21 protein-coding genes and 1 pseudogene are annotated in these 13582 nt (G+C 60.1%); 7 read left to right on the forward strand and 15 right to left on the reverse strand.

The window, feature by feature from the left end; all coding sequences use genetic code 11:
- Window positions 1–40 precede the first annotated feature (40 nt).
- From GUI70_RS19870 to GUI70_RS19880, 3 genes are all read left to right on the forward strand, one after another.
- A complete protein-coding gene (locus GUI70_RS19870) occupies window positions 41–442 on the forward strand; it encodes a hypothetical protein (RefSeq protein WP_161884046.1) in 402 nt (133 codons plus the stop codon).
- Window positions 443–527: 85 nt separating this feature from the next.
- Window positions 528–764, forward strand: a complete 237-nt coding sequence (locus GUI70_RS19875; RefSeq protein ID WP_161884047.1) for a hypothetical protein — start codon at window positions 528–530, stop codon at window positions 762–764.
- A gap of 75 nt (window positions 765–839) precedes the next feature.
- The gene (locus GUI70_RS19880) at window positions 840–1049 is read left to right on the forward strand and encodes a hypothetical protein (RefSeq protein WP_161884048.1); all 210 of its coding nucleotides are present in this window, start codon (window positions 840–842) and stop codon (window positions 1047–1049) included.
- A gap of 1057 nt (window positions 1050–2106) precedes the next feature.
- Here the strand turns inward: GUI70_RS19880 and GUI70_RS19885 are convergent.
- Window positions 2107–2595, reverse strand: a complete 489-nt coding sequence (locus GUI70_RS19885; protein ID WP_161884049.1) for a DinB family protein — start codon at window positions 2593–2595, stop codon at window positions 2107–2109.
- 139 nt (window positions 2596–2734) lie between these two features.
- Between GUI70_RS19885 and GUI70_RS19890 the strand changes: the two genes are divergently transcribed.
- Window positions 2735–3196: a hypothetical protein gene (locus tag GUI70_RS19890; protein ID WP_161884050.1), complete on the forward strand. Its 462-nt coding sequence runs from the start codon at window positions 2735–2737 to the stop codon at window positions 3194–3196.
- Between the two features lie 750 nt (window positions 3197–3946).
- On the opposite strand, the gene GUI70_RS19895 is transcribed toward GUI70_RS19890, so the two are convergent.
- From GUI70_RS19895 to GUI70_RS19945, 11 genes are all read right to left on the reverse strand, one after another.
- Entirely contained in the window at window positions 3947–4423 is a 477-nt protein-coding gene (locus GUI70_RS19895) for a hypothetical protein (RefSeq protein WP_161884051.1), read from the reverse strand.
- 84 nt (window positions 4424–4507) lie between these two features.
- Entirely contained in the window at window positions 4508–5461 is a 954-nt protein-coding gene (locus GUI70_RS19900; RefSeq protein WP_161884052.1) for a phage tail tube protein, read from the reverse strand.
- Window positions 5458–5685 (reverse strand): hypothetical protein, encoded by a 228-nt coding sequence (locus GUI70_RS19905; RefSeq protein ID WP_161884053.1) that lies wholly within the window; start codon window positions 5683–5685, stop codon window positions 5458–5460. The genes GUI70_RS19900 and GUI70_RS19905 overlap by 4 nt, the downstream gene beginning before the upstream one ends.
- Window positions 5682–6116, reverse strand: coding sequence for a hypothetical protein (locus tag GUI70_RS19910; protein ID WP_161884054.1), 435 nt, complete (start codon window positions 6114–6116; stop codon window positions 5682–5684). Before GUI70_RS19910 ends, GUI70_RS19905 begins: the two co-directional genes overlap by 4 nt.
- The gene (locus GUI70_RS19915) at window positions 6113–6553 is read right to left on the reverse strand and encodes a hypothetical protein (protein WP_161884055.1); all 441 of its coding nucleotides are present in this window, start codon (window positions 6551–6553) and stop codon (window positions 6113–6115) included. The genes GUI70_RS19910 and GUI70_RS19915 overlap by 4 nt, the downstream gene beginning before the upstream one ends.
- Window positions 6550–6873, reverse strand: a complete 324-nt coding sequence (locus GUI70_RS19920) for a hypothetical protein (RefSeq protein WP_161884056.1) — start codon at window positions 6871–6873, stop codon at window positions 6550–6552. Before GUI70_RS19920 ends, GUI70_RS19915 begins: the two co-directional genes overlap by 4 nt.
- Window positions 6873–7229, reverse strand: a complete 357-nt coding sequence (locus GUI70_RS19925; RefSeq protein ID WP_161884057.1) for a hypothetical protein — start codon at window positions 7227–7229, stop codon at window positions 6873–6875. The genes GUI70_RS19920 and GUI70_RS19925 overlap by 1 nt, the downstream gene beginning before the upstream one ends.
- A complete protein-coding gene (locus tag GUI70_RS19930) occupies window positions 7226–7720 on the reverse strand; it encodes a hypothetical protein (protein ID WP_161884058.1) in 495 nt (164 codons plus the stop codon). Before GUI70_RS19930 ends, GUI70_RS19925 begins: the two co-directional genes overlap by 4 nt.
- A gap of 14 nt (window positions 7721–7734) precedes the next feature.
- Complete coding sequence (locus GUI70_RS19935) at window positions 7735–8892, reverse strand: hypothetical protein (protein ID WP_161884059.1); 1158 nt, start codon at window positions 8890–8892, stop codon at window positions 7735–7737.
- Window positions 8889–9302: a hypothetical protein gene (locus GUI70_RS19940; protein WP_161884060.1), complete on the reverse strand. Its 414-nt coding sequence runs from the start codon at window positions 9300–9302 to the stop codon at window positions 8889–8891. The genes GUI70_RS19935 and GUI70_RS19940 overlap by 4 nt, the downstream gene beginning before the upstream one ends.
- Window positions 9299–10114 (reverse strand): hypothetical protein, encoded by an 816-nt coding sequence (locus tag GUI70_RS19945; protein WP_161884061.1) that lies wholly within the window; start codon window positions 10112–10114, stop codon window positions 9299–9301. Before GUI70_RS19945 ends, GUI70_RS19940 begins: the two co-directional genes overlap by 4 nt.
- An 88-nt stretch (window positions 10115–10202) precedes the next feature.
- Here GUI70_RS19945 and GUI70_RS19950 point away from each other — a divergent pair, with 88 nt between their 5' ends.
- Window positions 10203–10670 carry a hypothetical protein gene (locus GUI70_RS19950; protein WP_161884062.1) on the forward strand — a complete coding sequence of 156 codons (468 nt, stop codon included), beginning with the start codon at window positions 10203–10205 and terminating at the stop codon, window positions 10668–10670.
- An 88-nt stretch (window positions 10671–10758) separates the two neighbouring features.
- Here the strand turns inward: GUI70_RS19950 and GUI70_RS19955 are convergent, their stop codons facing one another.
- The 3 genes from GUI70_RS19955 to GUI70_RS19965 all read right to left on the reverse strand — a co-directional run bounded on the left by GUI70_RS19955 (window position 10759) and on the right by GUI70_RS19965 (window position 12681).
- A complete protein-coding gene (locus GUI70_RS19955; RefSeq protein WP_161884063.1) occupies window positions 10759–11463 on the reverse strand; it encodes a hypothetical protein in 705 nt (234 codons plus the stop codon).
- Window positions 11464–11600: 137 nt separating this feature from the next.
- The gene (locus tag GUI70_RS19960) at window positions 11601–11831 is read right to left on the reverse strand and encodes a hypothetical protein (RefSeq protein ID WP_161884064.1); all 231 of its coding nucleotides are present in this window, start codon (window positions 11829–11831) and stop codon (window positions 11601–11603) included.
- Window positions 11832–12024: 193 nt separating this feature from the next.
- Window positions 12025–12681, reverse strand: coding sequence for a hypothetical protein (locus tag GUI70_RS19965; RefSeq protein WP_237725066.1), 657 nt, complete (start codon window positions 12679–12681; stop codon window positions 12025–12027).
- A gap of 241 nt (window positions 12682–12922) precedes the next feature.
- Here GUI70_RS19965 and GUI70_RS26130 point away from each other — a divergent pair.
- Window positions 12923–13102, forward strand: a pseudogene (locus GUI70_RS26130) (serine hydrolase); the annotation flags it as partial.
- Between the two features lie 167 nt (window positions 13103–13269).
- Window positions 13270–13488: a DUF7674 family protein gene (locus GUI70_RS26080; RefSeq protein ID WP_438503502.1), complete on the forward strand. Its 219-nt coding sequence runs from the start codon at window positions 13270–13272 to the stop codon at window positions 13486–13488.
- The last annotated feature ends 94 nt before the right edge of the window (window positions 13489–13582 follow it).

Consider the following 13582-nt stretch of genomic DNA (forward strand, 5'->3'; position numbering starts at 1 on the left):
CCCGCCGGAGCGGGGGCACCCCAAAATGTCGTTCTGAGGTATGACCCTCACGCTGACAGGATTGACGGTGAACGGTATGCGCGGCTTCCAGCTCTCTCGGATTGCCAATGTGGTGCATCTAGAGACGGCTCATGTCCGCTACTCAATACCTGTCAGAAACCTCAATCTGGTTGCTTTTCAGCGTATACGCTATGTCGTTTTCCTCGTGATAGCGGCGATCTGTCTTGCCTTAACGTGGCTGGCGACGCTGAACCCGCGCCCAGCCCTGGGAGAGTACGAGCTTGCAGATTGGTACTGGTGGGCGCTGGCAGCAATTATCGCCCTGATCCTCTATTTCGTCGTGAGCACTGGAGCTATCGTTGTGCACTCCGGATCATCCCGGACGGTTTTGAGTGGAAAAGCTGGAATGACCCGCCAGGCATTTGAGGCCTTCCAGCCTTGAGCAGAATCAGAACTTGAGTGGCTTGGCTCCAATAGAGCGGGGGGCAGATCGCTTTGATGACGCACCCACGCTGTTAGGCTCGGGCGTGATCAAAGACGATATGGCCATACACGCCGGCATTCCAGAAAAAGCCGTGAACGCTGCACTCAAGGAACTCCGGTCCGACGAAAGCCTTTCGGAGGTGACCTGGGAAACCGCGAAGGCCCGGCCCGGGCGGCCCATCAAACTTTATTTCGAAGCTCCAAATATGGACGGGATTTACGCAGCGAAGAAGCGCCTGGAACAGATTCTGGATGCCAACGGGTTCGACCTGTATGCGTGATCGTCTCTGTAGCAGCAGCGGAGAGTCAGAAAATCTTCCTTTTCTAGGCTCCCACTCCTGCTAGGTTAAGAAGTGATGCGATCTTCATTCCTGCCCGGCCAGCCTCTCACGAGTCTTGATCAAGTTGAGGACGGACAGCTCTACCACGTCCTCCTCAGTGATCAGAGCGTCGGTACGGTGCAGCGTCACGGTGACGTATGGTTGTGGCGACGCCTGATGGGTGGGACCAGTCAGCGCGGCGACCGCGCCACATTGGCAGCCTGGTTGGCCGACGTCCTTGCCTGATCTTCACTTCAGAGCTGGCCCACATCATCACGGCCAGGTCAACGTTCTGCTCCGCTAAGTTCAGTACCGGACATGTTGACTTCAAGCCGCTCCTGACGCTTGAAAAAGTTGATCAAACAGTGAAAAGTAGGTGCTGCAGGCTGACCTCGCCCAGCGGATTGCCACCACGAGCACATCCCGGCCGTACGGAGGGCGGGATGCCTTTGGCATTGATCAAAAGTCACAACCGCCACGCCACAGCCGAAAAGACTGTGGCGTGGCTCAGGTCAACAATAGGAGGAGAGGCTAACACTCGTCGCAGGAGGCTCTTCGGTGCTCGGTATCTTACTGTTTACCCGCTGCACAGTGAAGGTGAGCGGGAAAAATTCACCCAGCCCTCGCGCGCAACTGGTCCGGATGGTCACGTCGTAGAGGTAGCTGGGTTCAAATGGATAATTTCTTAATTGCTCATTCGTAGCGCTGTACCACCCGACAAATATTCCTGGCCGGAGTTCATTTTTCACCAAAAGGCAGGGCATGCCAGCTCCATCTGCATACTGTGGGCAATTGGCGGTCTGAGGCAACACCAAAAAGTGTGCAGAACCAACAACCGGGCCGGGATTGCATCCGCTCAAAAAGAGTATTGAAGCCGCGCTTAGATACGCTTTCATCCCCACTACAATACTCTTTTCGTTCGGCGCTGTGAATTTTCTCAGTACTGGACACCTTTAGATTTTTACTGTTCCAGACGGTGTCAAACGCCATTGAGCCTGTGAACGCAGAATGGGACGCCAGTTCAAGCAAGCGACGAGCGGCATGGTTGGGGTGTGACGACTCAACCTGCCGCTCTCCTTGATCCTACCGGTCTGACGAACATCTTGAAAGACCGACTGCCCTATCTGCGCAGCGACACGCCGCAGCGTGTCGCCGATGTCATCAATACGCTGATTGTGGCGAGATCAACTCGCCACAGCACGCTCGTCTCTCACCTTCCTGGCTCCAGTTCAAGTGCTGCGAAAACACGCCGACTTCCAGCGCCAGGAGCGGCCTGAAGTCAAGATGTCCGGTACTGAGTCCGCTAAGGCAACACGAGGTCCGTGTCCCCGCCAGGTGCCAGAGGATAACCAAGCACCCGCCCTAGAGCCAAGAGCTGCCCTTTGTGGTGAAACTCGTGGGTGATCGGGTGCATGACCAGCCAGCGCTGCGTCACCTGCAAACGATCACGGCCTGGGCGCACCAGCTCGAACGAAACGTCCGGCTGGTCAAAGACACGGCACGCCTGTTCGACAATGCGGTCTACCTCAGCGAACTTGACCCGCATAACCTCAGCGTCGGGCACACTCGCTGGCTCGAAATGAGTTTGGTCTTCATTCATACCCAGGCCGTAGTGACCTACCCAACCGAGATAGCAATTCGCGACATGGGCCTGAATATTGCGCAGACTCCCATAAGCAAAATCCGGGTGTTCATAGGTGTAAATCTCATCTGGGAGAGACGTTGTGTACTCGAAAAGTTCCTCGCGGGTGCGAATGATCCAACCGTAAAATAGAGCGAGTGAAGGGTCCATCGCTGAAGTATCTCCGCCGCGTAAGGTGAGGTCAAGCCGAACCCAGAGGGGCTTTTATTGTCATCCCCGAAATGCATAATTTTTGAGGCCAGTCTGTTGAGCTTGCGATCTGACGTGGTCTCTTGCTATGTTTGAATGCATGACTTATTTGAAACTCAGTGAGCAGGTCGCCAAACTTGCCAATCCCCAGCGCAGTGACAGCTTCGTCAAAGCCTTCAAGGAAGCGGTGCGGGCGGGTCAGTTTGAAGCAGCGTACATGAATACCGAACGGTTTCAGCTGCCTAAAGAATTCAGCCGCCGCAACAGCGACGAAACATACAGCCGCAGTGTGCGTGAAATGATCTTTGAAGGTAACCCTGAGTTCGACGCCTGGTTTGACGAGGTGAACCGTGGCCTCGCTGCAACCCGCACTGGCGGCAAAATTAAGACCAGTATCGAGAGCATCAACTCCGGCCTGGTGGACTTCAAGGCGCTGGCTGCCGAGACCCGCCAGAGGATGCAGGCCAGCTACGATAAGGGCCAACAACTCGGAAGCAGCCGTGCTGGACGCAAGGCCGCACCGAAGAAAGCAGCGGCGAAGACCACGCGCAAAACCAAGTGAGATCTCGGCAATGAGCAAGAAGCCCCCGGTCAACGCTGGGGGCTTCTTGCTCTGTATCACTGCGGTTTCGTCAACGAGTCCAGCCATGCGCCTAGACTTTAATCCGCATCACACACGGCAGCGCTAGCCAGCCCCCGAATCCCCAAATACAATGGGCTATGAGACGACTCCTCCTGCTCTCCGCTGCCGCCTTCGCCCTCACCGCCTGCGGTCATTCCACGCCCGCCCCGAGCGCCGCTTCCGTGACCGGCTACTGGGACGTGACCCTGACGAGCAGCGGCCAAACATTTGCTACAAACGCATCCCTATCCCAGACGAACTCCCCGAATGCTGGCGATTTCACGGGCACAATCACTACACCTGGCATTGATGGCTCAGCATCGGTGACCGGAAACCGTACTACTGGTAAAATCATAGCTACTGATGGCACTGGCAATTCAGTCACGTGTACCGGAGCATTTAACGGCAGCACATCCTATAAGGGCGACTGCACGCTGAAGCCCTCTAGTGGCTCCAATATGCAGGCGAGCATTGTTATGATTAAACGGTAATTCTTAATTTCAAAGCCCCCGGCTTAGAGACCGGGGGCTTTCTTTTGCTCACTCTACTTTGCTCTTGGTCTTCTCCTGATACTGCCGCTCGCCCTCCACCGCGTTGGCCCACAGCATGATCGCCGTGTCGAAGGCCAGCAGCTCGTGGGGCTCGGCCCCGTTGATGGTCAGTAGCGCGTGTGGGCGGCAGCCGTAACTCTTAGCCAGGGCGTGCAGACTTACCGCGTGCCTTGTCAGGAAACGCTTCCGCCGTGGCGACCACCTCCGGAGTCGGCGCACTGAATTCCTGCACCGCGTTCAGCAGCACCGTCAGGTCTGGTCCCAAGCCGTAGTCGGGTTCCTCCAGACTGCCGCCGTACATTTCGATCAGCGCTTCCAGCTTCGGCTCGATCAGCGCACCTCGCAGGAGCTTCTCCTGAATCTGGAGACTCGTTTCGAGAATCTGCTCGCGGCTCATCGTCGGGGCCTGGCCGTCAACGGATTCGATTGCCGCTGCGCTCTCTTTGGCGTACTCGCCTGCCGCTGTCAGCAGGGCGGGCGTGCTCATGACGTGCCGGGCAGCATCCATGGTGTAGGCCTCGATATTCAGCTTCTTGATGATGACCTCCACACCGGTGGAGAGTTCAACAGTTTTGGTGAAGCCCTTGAGTTTGAGCGCGGGGTGCGGATTGGTCATGCTGCCAGTGTCGGCGGGTGGTTGACACCCAACGCAAACGCGCCCAGCGGTGAGGCCGGGCGCGAGGATGGGTGAGGCGCAGATTTAGCCGGGCACTTTCCATTCGAACGTTGGCGCGCCTGCGTTGTAGACGCTTTTGATGTCGATGGGGACCACGATCCGGCCCAGGCCACCGTCGGGAACAAAGGTGCTGACCCGCGAGTGTGGGAACTTGACGCTGAGTTCCTTCGTGCCGACCTTGAACCCGGCTTCCAGCACGGCGTCCGTCCCGGCCTCGTAAGCGTCCCGCAGGGTGTCGGGAATGGTGGACGCGCCCAGGCGGATGTTGACCATTGCCGAGAGCGCTCCGCTGCGGCTCCAGCCCACCGCGTAGAGGTTGTTCGCTGCGTCCAGGCCCTGCGCAGCGTCCTCGGCTTCCATCGGCTGCGTGATCGTGATGGTAGCCTCGGTCGGCTTGACCGTCGCGGCAGCGTACTTCACGAAGAAGTTCATGAACTTCGCCAGTTCGGTGGTGGCCACGGCGGGCAGCACTGGGACGCTGCCCAGCGGACTGACGCGGGTGGTATTCAGCGTCACCTGCACCGTCGCCGTCGCCCGGCTGCTGATGGTGATGACCAGTGAGCTGATCTGCACGTCGGTAAACAGCGAGTTCCTGACTGGGTGTGGCTGCCACACCGTCAGCGGCTGGCCCGGCGCGAGGGCCGCGTAATCGTCCAGGCGGGGCGTCAGGGTGGCCTGAAGCGGGCTGCCGGCCGCGGTGCCGGGCGTGCCGAGCATGGCGGTCAGGAGGAGCGGCAGGTCAGCCAGGGTCGCCTGAGCAGTGATCTGGCGCTGCGAGGCGGCCACGCCCTGGAGCTGCTCACCGGACTCGAAGATGGTGCCATCGGCAATCTCGTCGTTGGTGTAGGTGTACTCCGGCATCGGGTTGCCGAAGGCGGTGGTCCGCAGGGTGTTGGTGGGGGCGGTTGCTGCCGTGCCGACCGCCGTCTGAAGGGCAATGGCAATGGCTCCGTACTTGCCGAGTCTGGGGGTGCTCACTTCTTACCACCTTTGCCGCTGTCCTCGGCTTTGGGTTCCGTTTTGGGCTTGTCGGACGCGGGTTCGTCCTTGTGAGGGGCGGCGCGGTCGAGCTTGAAGTGCCCGCTGGCTTTGATGGCCCCTTCGTGGCCCTCGCTGGTGGCCTCGATGACGGTACCGGGTTCCACGCTGCCCACGCCGGGGATGAAGCCACTGGTTTCGCCTGTGTACTGGTACTTTTTCATTCGTCCTCCGTTCCCAGGTCGTATTCGATGTCCAGATGCGTCACGCTCACCAGAAAGCCGTCGATGATGAGCGGTTGTTCCTCCATAAAGTTGACCAGAGCGCCTGACTCCTGATGGTTGAAGGCGCGGGCGGCCCGCTGGCAGGCCTGCACCACGTTCAATCGGCGGGTCAGGGCCGCTTCGGTGGCGGTCTCGGATTTGGGCCGCTGAATCACGATGCTGACGAACACCGGTACCCGGATTTCGGTGCTGTTGCCCTGATCGGCGATGTTCTCGCCCGAGTCGAAGCCCTCAGTCGTAATCCAGAGCTGGCGCTCGGCTGTGCTGGCCTTCAGCTCACCTTCAATCGGCTCACGGGCTTGCACGGTGTACTGAGGGAAACTCTCTTGCAGCTCGGCTTTCAGGGCGGCGATGAAGTTCAGCACGATCATTTCGCCGCCTTCAAGGCTTGCGCCAGGTACTGCGGAAATACCTTGCGGGTGGCGTCCAAGGCGTCACGGGCAAAGCGGCGCTCGGGTAGAACCACGCGCATGACTCGCACCCAGCCCCGCGCCGTTCGGAAGCGCAGGCCCATCGGCGTTTTGGCTTCGATCACGGCCCCCCGGTCATGCACCCAGCCATAAAAGGCCATGCCGAGGCTCAGATCGCCCCCGGTTGGTGTCTTCTTAAGGTAGGTGCGAACCGAGCGGATCAAGCGCCCACTGCGGACGCGCAGACCGCTCGGGCCGCCTTTGGTGAGGTTCTTTTTCATCTCGGCTTGCAGGAACTTGCGGGCCTCGCCGAGTGCGTCCTGAGCTGCCTGGGTGGGGATGGCGTCCAGCTTGCGAACCCAGGCGGGAATACGGATCGAGGCGCTTGAACGGGTCACGCCAGCACCTCGTCTTCTTCCGTGCGGACGTACAGCTTCCACGTCCCGGCCTTCTTGCCGATGCCGTTGCGCAGAATCCTGAAGCTCTGGAGTTTGCCGGGCTCCACATCCACCGTCACCAGGGCGTTGTCCTCCAAGCCAGCGGGCGGCGTGCCGAGTGCCACGTACACGTCAACTGTGTGCGTAGGGGTATCGGCAGTCACGCCACCGCGCCCGGCGCCGACGCCCAGGGTGAGGGGAATCAGCTTGGGCCGTCCGCACTTGATGGTGCCGCCGTTTGCGTCGGTCAGGGTCAGGAAAGGCCGGGCGTCGATCGCCATTACCAGACGCCTTCGTTATTCACCGGGCCGCCTGCTGGAGGCCAGGCCTGCACCTGAGACGGCACGTAGGCCGTGATGCCCTGCGCCGCATCCATGCTCAGTTGTGTGCGGGCCAGGACCGCCAGCTTCCGGTCAATCCGGGCCGCCAGCTCGCCGCCGACTTCGTACTCGGTGTTGTCTGCAATCAGGCGGGCCGCCGTCGCCCAGGGCCGGGGGTAAGCCACGCCCTCCACCGTCACACCATCCACCTTCAACGCACGGGTGAGCGTGGCCTCGTCGGTAGGTGCGCCGTAATTGACGCCCAGCGCATCGGTGAGGTGCGTCAGGGCTTCGTCGGTGGACAAGGGCGGGTTCACGGCTTGCTGGCCTTCTTGGGAGCAGCAGCGGGCTTGCTGGCCGGGTCAGACTCGGCGGAGGCGGACGTGGCCGGTGAAATGGCCACCGAGGTGTCGAAGGTCTTTTCCTTGATGGCCTGGCTGTTTGTTTGGAGAGCACCGGTCAGGTCAGCAGCAGCCCCGCCCGCTTCCAGTTCAGTCACGCGCGCTTTCAGGCCGTCCAGATCATTCTGGCACTTGATGAAATCCGAGCGGGTCAGTTCCAACTCGGTATTCGCCTCATCCAGAGCGGTCTTCAAGCTCTCGTTCGCGGCCAGCAGCTCCTGAATGTCCGCACCCTCCGGCTGAATCTCATCCTGCGCCTGGGCCAGCTCCGGATCGTAGAGTGACGCGCCCACCGCCAGGGCCAACCCTTCCGGCACTTCAAGGAAGGGCGTCTCGGGGCTGGCTGTGAACGGCCCGTAGGCCATGCCCTGATACCGGTACGTCTGGCCTAGCGCGGTGACTTTCACCTTGCCGCTCACGCTCAGGCCTCGCTTTCAATGATGACGAGGCGGGCTGGATTGCGGATCACGGGCAGACCATTCTCGATGCCCTCAGCTACGAGCAGGTAAGGGTTGTTCTCCGGTGTGTAAATCCGGCCCCAGCGGCCGAGGGCCTCGCCACGCCAGGTACCTTCCACTGTCGGAGCGACGTGGTAGTAGCCCAGCGCGGCCTGCGGGATCGGCGTGCCGGTCAGGCTGACCAGTTCGTTCGAGGTGTTGCGCCCGATGACAGCGATCACGTTGTCCGGCACCATCTGCACACCGATGGTCTCGCCGGGCGTGGTCGGGTCGATGATCTGCCCTTCGCGTCCGTAACCGATCAGGGTCGCGCTGGTCTGCTGATCACTGCTGGTCTCGGCGGTGTAGCCGACTCCGCCGTCACTTACACCCACGAAGCGTGGCAGTTTGCGGATCTGCACGGTGCGGATGTTGCGCTCTGGACTGTACACATCGCTAATGATCTGGATGCGGTGGACAGGATTGTCCAGAATCACCTGCAGGGTGTCTTGGCTCATGACCACACCCACGCTGCCCTTGACGGTCTTCTCGGCCAGTGTGAGCTTGGTCCAGAACTGTGAGTCCGTGCCGCTGAACTTGGCCGTGCCGGTCAGGCTGATGCGGTTCGCGATCGGTACCTTGTAGTCGACGAGCAGCTGCCGGCCGTTGAAGGTCCAGTCGATCTTGCCGCGCGTAAGGGCCTGCATGGCGAGGTACTCAGCGGAGTCGTCGAGCGACTGAATGACGCCTTTGGTGTAGAGGTTCAGGCCCGCTTCACCCATGAAGTCCTGCACACTGCGGCCCTGCGCTTGACCAGCCTGCGCGAGCAGCAGCAGCTTCTGGAGGTTGCGGGCGGGCTGCTCACCCAGTTCGATGGCCTGAGCGAGCTTGGCGGTCTTGTGGTTGTAGTCGTTGAGCTGAATAGCGCTGCCCTGCGGGTAAGCGCTGTCCATCCCAACGTGCCCAGCCATCACCGAGCGGATTTCCATCTGCCCGCCCGCGATGTCGTAATCGGGGCGCTGAACGCGGGGCAGGTAGCGGCCAGACAGGTATTCACTGGCAGCGGGCGAAGTGTTGGCGATTTGAATCAGTGCGCGGCCAGCGGCCAGTGCGGCGATTACCGTAGCCCAGGAAAGGTTCATCGTTTGTCCTCGTAGGCCATCAGGCGGAAGTAAGTGCCGAGCTGCGTTCTGAGAGCAGCGCTGAGCACGCGCGGGCTGCCGCTGGCGTCAGGCAGCAGGGTTTCATACACCACACCGCCGCTGTACGCGCCGTAACCGCTGTACGCGTCTGCGCGGCTGTCTTCCTCAGCACCAGTCTTGAGGATGAGCGCGAGCTTGCCAGCAGTACCGCTGGCCGGGCCGCACAGGTAAGCGGGCTTGCCCACTTCCCCGGTCGGCTCAATGATCGTTCCTGCCGGGATAACCCGCGTCCCTGCCGTGCCGTATTTGGCGTCGGTGAACTTGGTGAAGTCGATCTGGACGCCGGTACCGAACGTCTCCATGCTGCCTCGGTCTGCCACGAAGGCAGCCAGGCCATAACCCTTTTTCATGCGGCTCCTGTTGAAGCGGTGGGATTGGCAGCGGCTTGCCGCTCGGCCAGGACTCTCTGGGCGTAGCTGCTTACACCGTCACCTGCGGGGATGTTGGCTGCGCCGCTCTGACCGTTGACGACCGTACCTTGCGCTTGGGCAGGTGGGCTGGCCGGGAAGAGCGCAGGCATGAAGGGCTGCCAGTGCTGCTGGGCATAAGTCCGCAGTTCGCCCTGGTCGGCTCCCTCGGCGTTGAGCACACGCACTTCCCGCCGTGCGGGGTTCGCGCCTTCTGCCGGGATCTCGCGCACTTCGGCCCGCAGGCCAGCCACGCGCAGGCGGTCAGAGAGGACGTCGGGATTCGCGCCGGAAGCGTCGGCCAGGGTGCGGCCCGTTTCGCGCTGCACCGCCGCTGAGCCTTGCTCAAGCTGCGTGCGGAGGGCGGCGGGGTCAGCGTTAATGGCCTGGTAGGCCGTCCACTGCTGGGCCTGCTCGGGGGTCAACACCGTTGCGCCTTGCGCGGGCAGCTGACTTTCGAGTTCGCGGATGCGGGTGCGGTAGTTCCGGTTCTCGTCAAACAGGAGCTGCGCGGCCCGATCGCTGCCGCCTTGCCGGTCGATCAGGTTTTGCAGGCTGCGGGCGATGCTGTCCCCGCTGGCCGGTGCCGGGGGCTGAGCGGCAGGCGGCGCTGGTGGGCTGGCAGGATCGGGTGGGCCGCCGCCTTCCCAGAGGGTTGGGGCAGGCCCGAAGAGACCCCAGCCGGTGCTGTAGAGCGCGGAGAGGGTGGCCCCGCCGTGCGGGTTGGTGGGGGCAGTGACAGCCGTGCTGGTCATGAAACCAGTCTGGAAGAGCGCGTGACACCCTAGCCGCGTGCCTATTGGCGCAGCAACCTGTCTAAGTTCCGACCGCTAGAATGAAACGGTGAGCTTATTTACAAAGATTGGGTTTCTCTCAACCCTGACAGTATTTTCGCTGGCTGCTGCCCAGACCACGCCCATTGACCACCGCTTTGGTGTCCAGGCCGCTATCGGCCCATTCCTGTTATCAGGCGGCGGGTCCGTCGCTTTGGCTCAGTTCGGTGAAGACCGAGTAGAGCTGCAAGCTTTAGGCAATGCTTTGTTGATTCCTACACTGAGCTTAAGCAGAGGTGTGGAGGCGGATTTGCTCTTCAGCCATCCTCTGTCAGCGCGATGGAAACTCTATGGCGGTCCGGGACTGTTTACCTCCTCCAGTGGCGGGGGTAGTTCCACCAATATCGGTATCGGCGCATTGGTGGGTGTGAGAAGCGGTCCAGGCCTGGGTTTCTTTGCAGAAGCGGGGCCAGTGAAGTTTTTCGGTGGCTCCGGCATTGCGCCACTGGTACGGATCGGTGTGAATTACAGCTTCTGATGTCAGCAAAGCAAAACCGCCCGGTGAGGGCGGTCTGATGGGTTCAGGTTTTACGCGGTCAGGTCAAAGAGCAGTGCTCTCCCCAGAATCAGGGAAGTACCGTCAGCGTTTGTGGAGGTAAAGAAAAATTCAGGACTTGCCCTGTTTGATACGGCCCCTCTCCTGAAACTCCAACGCCTTGGGTGAACACCTTCAAGGTGTAGTTCCCTGGCTGCACAGGAAATTTTGGCTGAAACCGGTTCAGGCGAAACTTTAGATCCAGTGTTTTGTTACAGGGTTGCTGCGGTGGGCAATCCGTCAGATACACAACAGCAATAACAGCTCCGACCGTCGCCCAGAAGACAGCTTTTCCATTCTGGTCTACAAGAACAGCGTTCAAAGGAACGGCGCCGTAGGACACCTTCAGTGCCTGAGTGGTGGTGTTGATCAACCTGACGCTGATCGCATAGTCCTGACCGCTTCGGCCCGTGCTGGAGGCGATCAGCTCTGCACGAAACGGACTCCCGTTAGGCAGGAGAGGCGGCGGCGTCGGCTCTCCCGTCACGTGAACGTTTTCCGGTTTGATGATGAGGCCCGCAGATTTCAGGGCGGTCACCACTTCCTGGGGTGTCACACTGCCTATTCCACTGATGTAAGTCAGCGTCCCTCCTGGCTCCTGGGTATTGCCCGACCAATCATCGAGCTGAAACGGTAAATTTTGCATCGCCTCCACGAACGTCAACTGCTGGGCTGGGTCAGGAGTCTGATATCCACAAGCCGCCAGCAAGAAGAGAGGCAACAGGAAGCGTTTCATAGTGGCAAGGTAGCACTACTTTTGAGCCAGCTCACCCGAAGTTGTGTTTCAGTTGAAGACGATGGCCTTGTTCGACCACATGGACGCCCCCGGAGGGCGGCAGCGGGGGATGTGGGGCTAGCGTTCACATACGGCGCTCAGGACTCACCAAGCCTGGCTTTTTTTCCTTCCAGCTGAACAGTTGCCGGGGTGTTTGCATCAGAGATGACGGTAAAGGTTGCTTCCCCTCCCTGGTCTATCTTGAATTCACCATAGACAACCTCATTGTCGTCCAAGAGCACATAGAGGCCCATGCCATCTTGAAGCTTTGTCTCGCCAAGATAAAAGCCGTCGCCTTTTTTTGTGACGGCCTGCATATCGTCTGTCATGTCTCATCCTAATGCTGTCAAACTGACGTGTTTGAGTGGACGCCACAGCTGGCTTTATCCTTTCTTACCCGACCTAGCAGGACTTTGTCAAAGGTATTTTCAAGTGGGTGCCAATGATTGTCATGGTCCGACAAGTTGCAAGAGCAGCCTGAACGCATGATTCAGCGTACGTGATTAGCGCCAGTGCGCTTCATCAGGACTGATGCTGACCATCCCTCAGAGCGGCAAGCACGGATAAACGTTCATCAAGGCCCAGAGCCGCTGCCAACTCCCGGCAGATCTCCAGCGCCAGCAATTCCACGTCCGCATGACCCGTCTCTAAGGCGGCCACACGCTGCGCCCAGGGACCGAGATCGCGCTCGGCAAAGCGGGTTACCGCAGGAAACTGGGGCACCTGCTCGGCAAAGCGGGCCAATCTCAACAACCCGCCGCGGATCCAGGTCAGCAGTTCAGCAGCGCGGAGATACTCGCCTCTGGCCCTCACGGCCATTGTGAAGACCAGCCAGTTGAGGACGCGGTCATAGATCAGCTGCGGTTCATCAGGTTTCCAGGCCGGACCCGCAGCCCAACGCTGCAGGGTTTGGGCCAGCGTGCCGTCGTCGTCTTTAATCAGCATGGCGGTGAGGTCAGGTCCAAAGACGGGCCACCCGAGCAGTTCCGAGAGCTGAGAAACGGGTTGCACGTGCAGTTCAATGCGGTGCAGTTCCGGCGTCACGAAATTCGGTGTGCCAAACTCGTTGACAACGCTGAGTAGCAGCGGCGTCCATGCGCCTACGAAGGTAGAAGGATCGAGCGACTGACCAGGACGCACATAGGCATAGTAATCAAGGTCGCTGTGCTGATCGCTCACGACCTGCCCTCGGCAGCGCTGGGTGCGACTGCCGTAAGCCAGTGCGTGCGACACCCGCACATCAGCCTGCAAGGCTGATCGGATGTGGGCGTCGAGCTGATCCAAGGAGGGCACAGCTGAGCTTAGCTGACCAGTTGTGGTACACAGAGATCATGCCGCTTCCCGCTGGTCTTCTCCAAGAACTTGAACACGCATGCGGGGGGCGGCTCAGTTTCATCATCCGTGAAAGGGCTGGGCGTATACCGGGAAAATCGGCGCCGAGGCTGATCTGCGCACGGATGTGGGGATCTTAACGGCCCCAGACGGCCGTGAGTTCGCGCTCGCTCTGTTCTGCCATGACCTGCCCTTGACCGGACCGGACTGGAGCATGGATCATTCAGAGACGCTCGCACTGGCCGAACTGGCTTGGCAGGCAGTGTAGGAAGTAACTCCACCCACGACTGTGAGCAGCCACATTCAGATCGTCCAGGTCTCGAATGGCTGGCAGAACCCCTTGGCCAGCTACCTTAGCGCTAATCACATACGATTCAGCGAACGATTGGCATACCATCTTTGTGCATGCACGCGGCTGACGTACCGAAGTTCCTAATGGCCGCCTTCCCTGGATTCCATCTCGACTACGAAGGGCGGGAGGCCTGGCATTCTGACTACCTGACGGTAGGCATGTTCGCCTCACAGGCGGTAGATGCGGCTCGCAACGGAATGCTGGATGATTTTCCCAGGCTGTTCAACGCTGTTGAGCAGGGTCTTAAGGCAGGTGACGAGGCAGCGCGAACGATGCTCGTGGCCGGCTTTTTGGAAGACTGAGATGTTGCGGTTTACGAAAAAGCTGTCCAGCACGGCTTTGCACCTCAGAATGAGGGTGTGAACGCAAAGGAAACTCGTGCTGGACAGCTTTACA

This window comes from Deinococcus alpinitundrae (genome assembly GCF_009982895.1).
Classification (GTDB): Bacteria; Deinococcota; Deinococci; order Deinococcales; family Deinococcaceae; genus Deinococcus; species Deinococcus alpinitundrae.

Excerpts from the sequence above, each read along its gene's own strand:
- GUI70_RS19870 (WP_161884046.1), top strand. The coding sequence starts at position 41 with ATGACCCTCACGCTGACAGGATTGACGGTGAACGGTATGCGCGGCTTC.
- GUI70_RS19880 (WP_161884048.1), top strand. The coding sequence starts at position 840 with ATGCGATCTTCATTCCTGCCCGGCCAGCCTCTCACGAGTCTTGATCAA.
- GUI70_RS19885 (WP_161884049.1), bottom strand. The coding sequence starts at position 2,595 with ATGGACCCTTCACTCGCTCTATTTTACGGTTGGATCATTCGCACCCGC.
- GUI70_RS19890 (WP_161884050.1), top strand. The coding sequence starts at position 2,735 with ATGACTTATTTGAAACTCAGTGAGCAGGTCGCCAAACTTGCCAATCCC.
- GUI70_RS19895 (WP_161884051.1), bottom strand. The coding sequence starts at position 4,423 with ATGACCAATCCGCACCCCGCGCTCAAACTCAAGGGCTTCACCAAAACT.
- GUI70_RS19905 (WP_161884053.1), bottom strand. The coding sequence starts at position 5,685 with ATGAAAAAGTACCAGTACACAGGCGAAACCAGTGGCTTCATCCCCGGC.
- GUI70_RS19910 (WP_161884054.1), bottom strand. The coding sequence starts at position 6,116 with ATGATCGTGCTGAACTTCATCGCCGCCCTGAAAGCCGAGCTGCAAGAG.
- GUI70_RS19920 (WP_161884056.1), bottom strand. The coding sequence starts at position 6,873 with ATGGCGATCGACGCCCGGCCTTTCCTGACCCTGACCGACGCAAACGGC.
- GUI70_RS19935 (WP_161884059.1), bottom strand. The coding sequence starts at position 8,892 with ATGAACCTTTCCTGGGCTACGGTAATCGCCGCACTGGCCGCTGGCCGC.
- GUI70_RS19940 (WP_161884060.1), bottom strand. The coding sequence starts at position 9,302 with ATGAAAAAGGGTTATGGCCTGGCTGCCTTCGTGGCAGACCGAGGCAGC.
- GUI70_RS19945 (WP_161884061.1), bottom strand. The coding sequence starts at position 10,114 with ATGACCAGCACGGCTGTCACTGCCCCCACCAACCCGCACGGCGGGGCC.
- GUI70_RS19955 (WP_161884063.1), bottom strand. The coding sequence starts at position 11,463 with ATGAAACGCTTCCTGTTGCCTCTCTTCTTGCTGGCGGCTTGTGGATAT.
- GUI70_RS19960 (WP_161884064.1), bottom strand. The coding sequence starts at position 11,831 with ATGACAGACGATATGCAGGCCGTCACAAAAAAAGGCGACGGCTTTTAT.
- GUI70_RS26080 (WP_438503502.1), top strand. The coding sequence starts at position 13,270 with ATGGCCGCCTTCCCTGGATTCCATCTCGACTACGAAGGGCGGGAGGCC.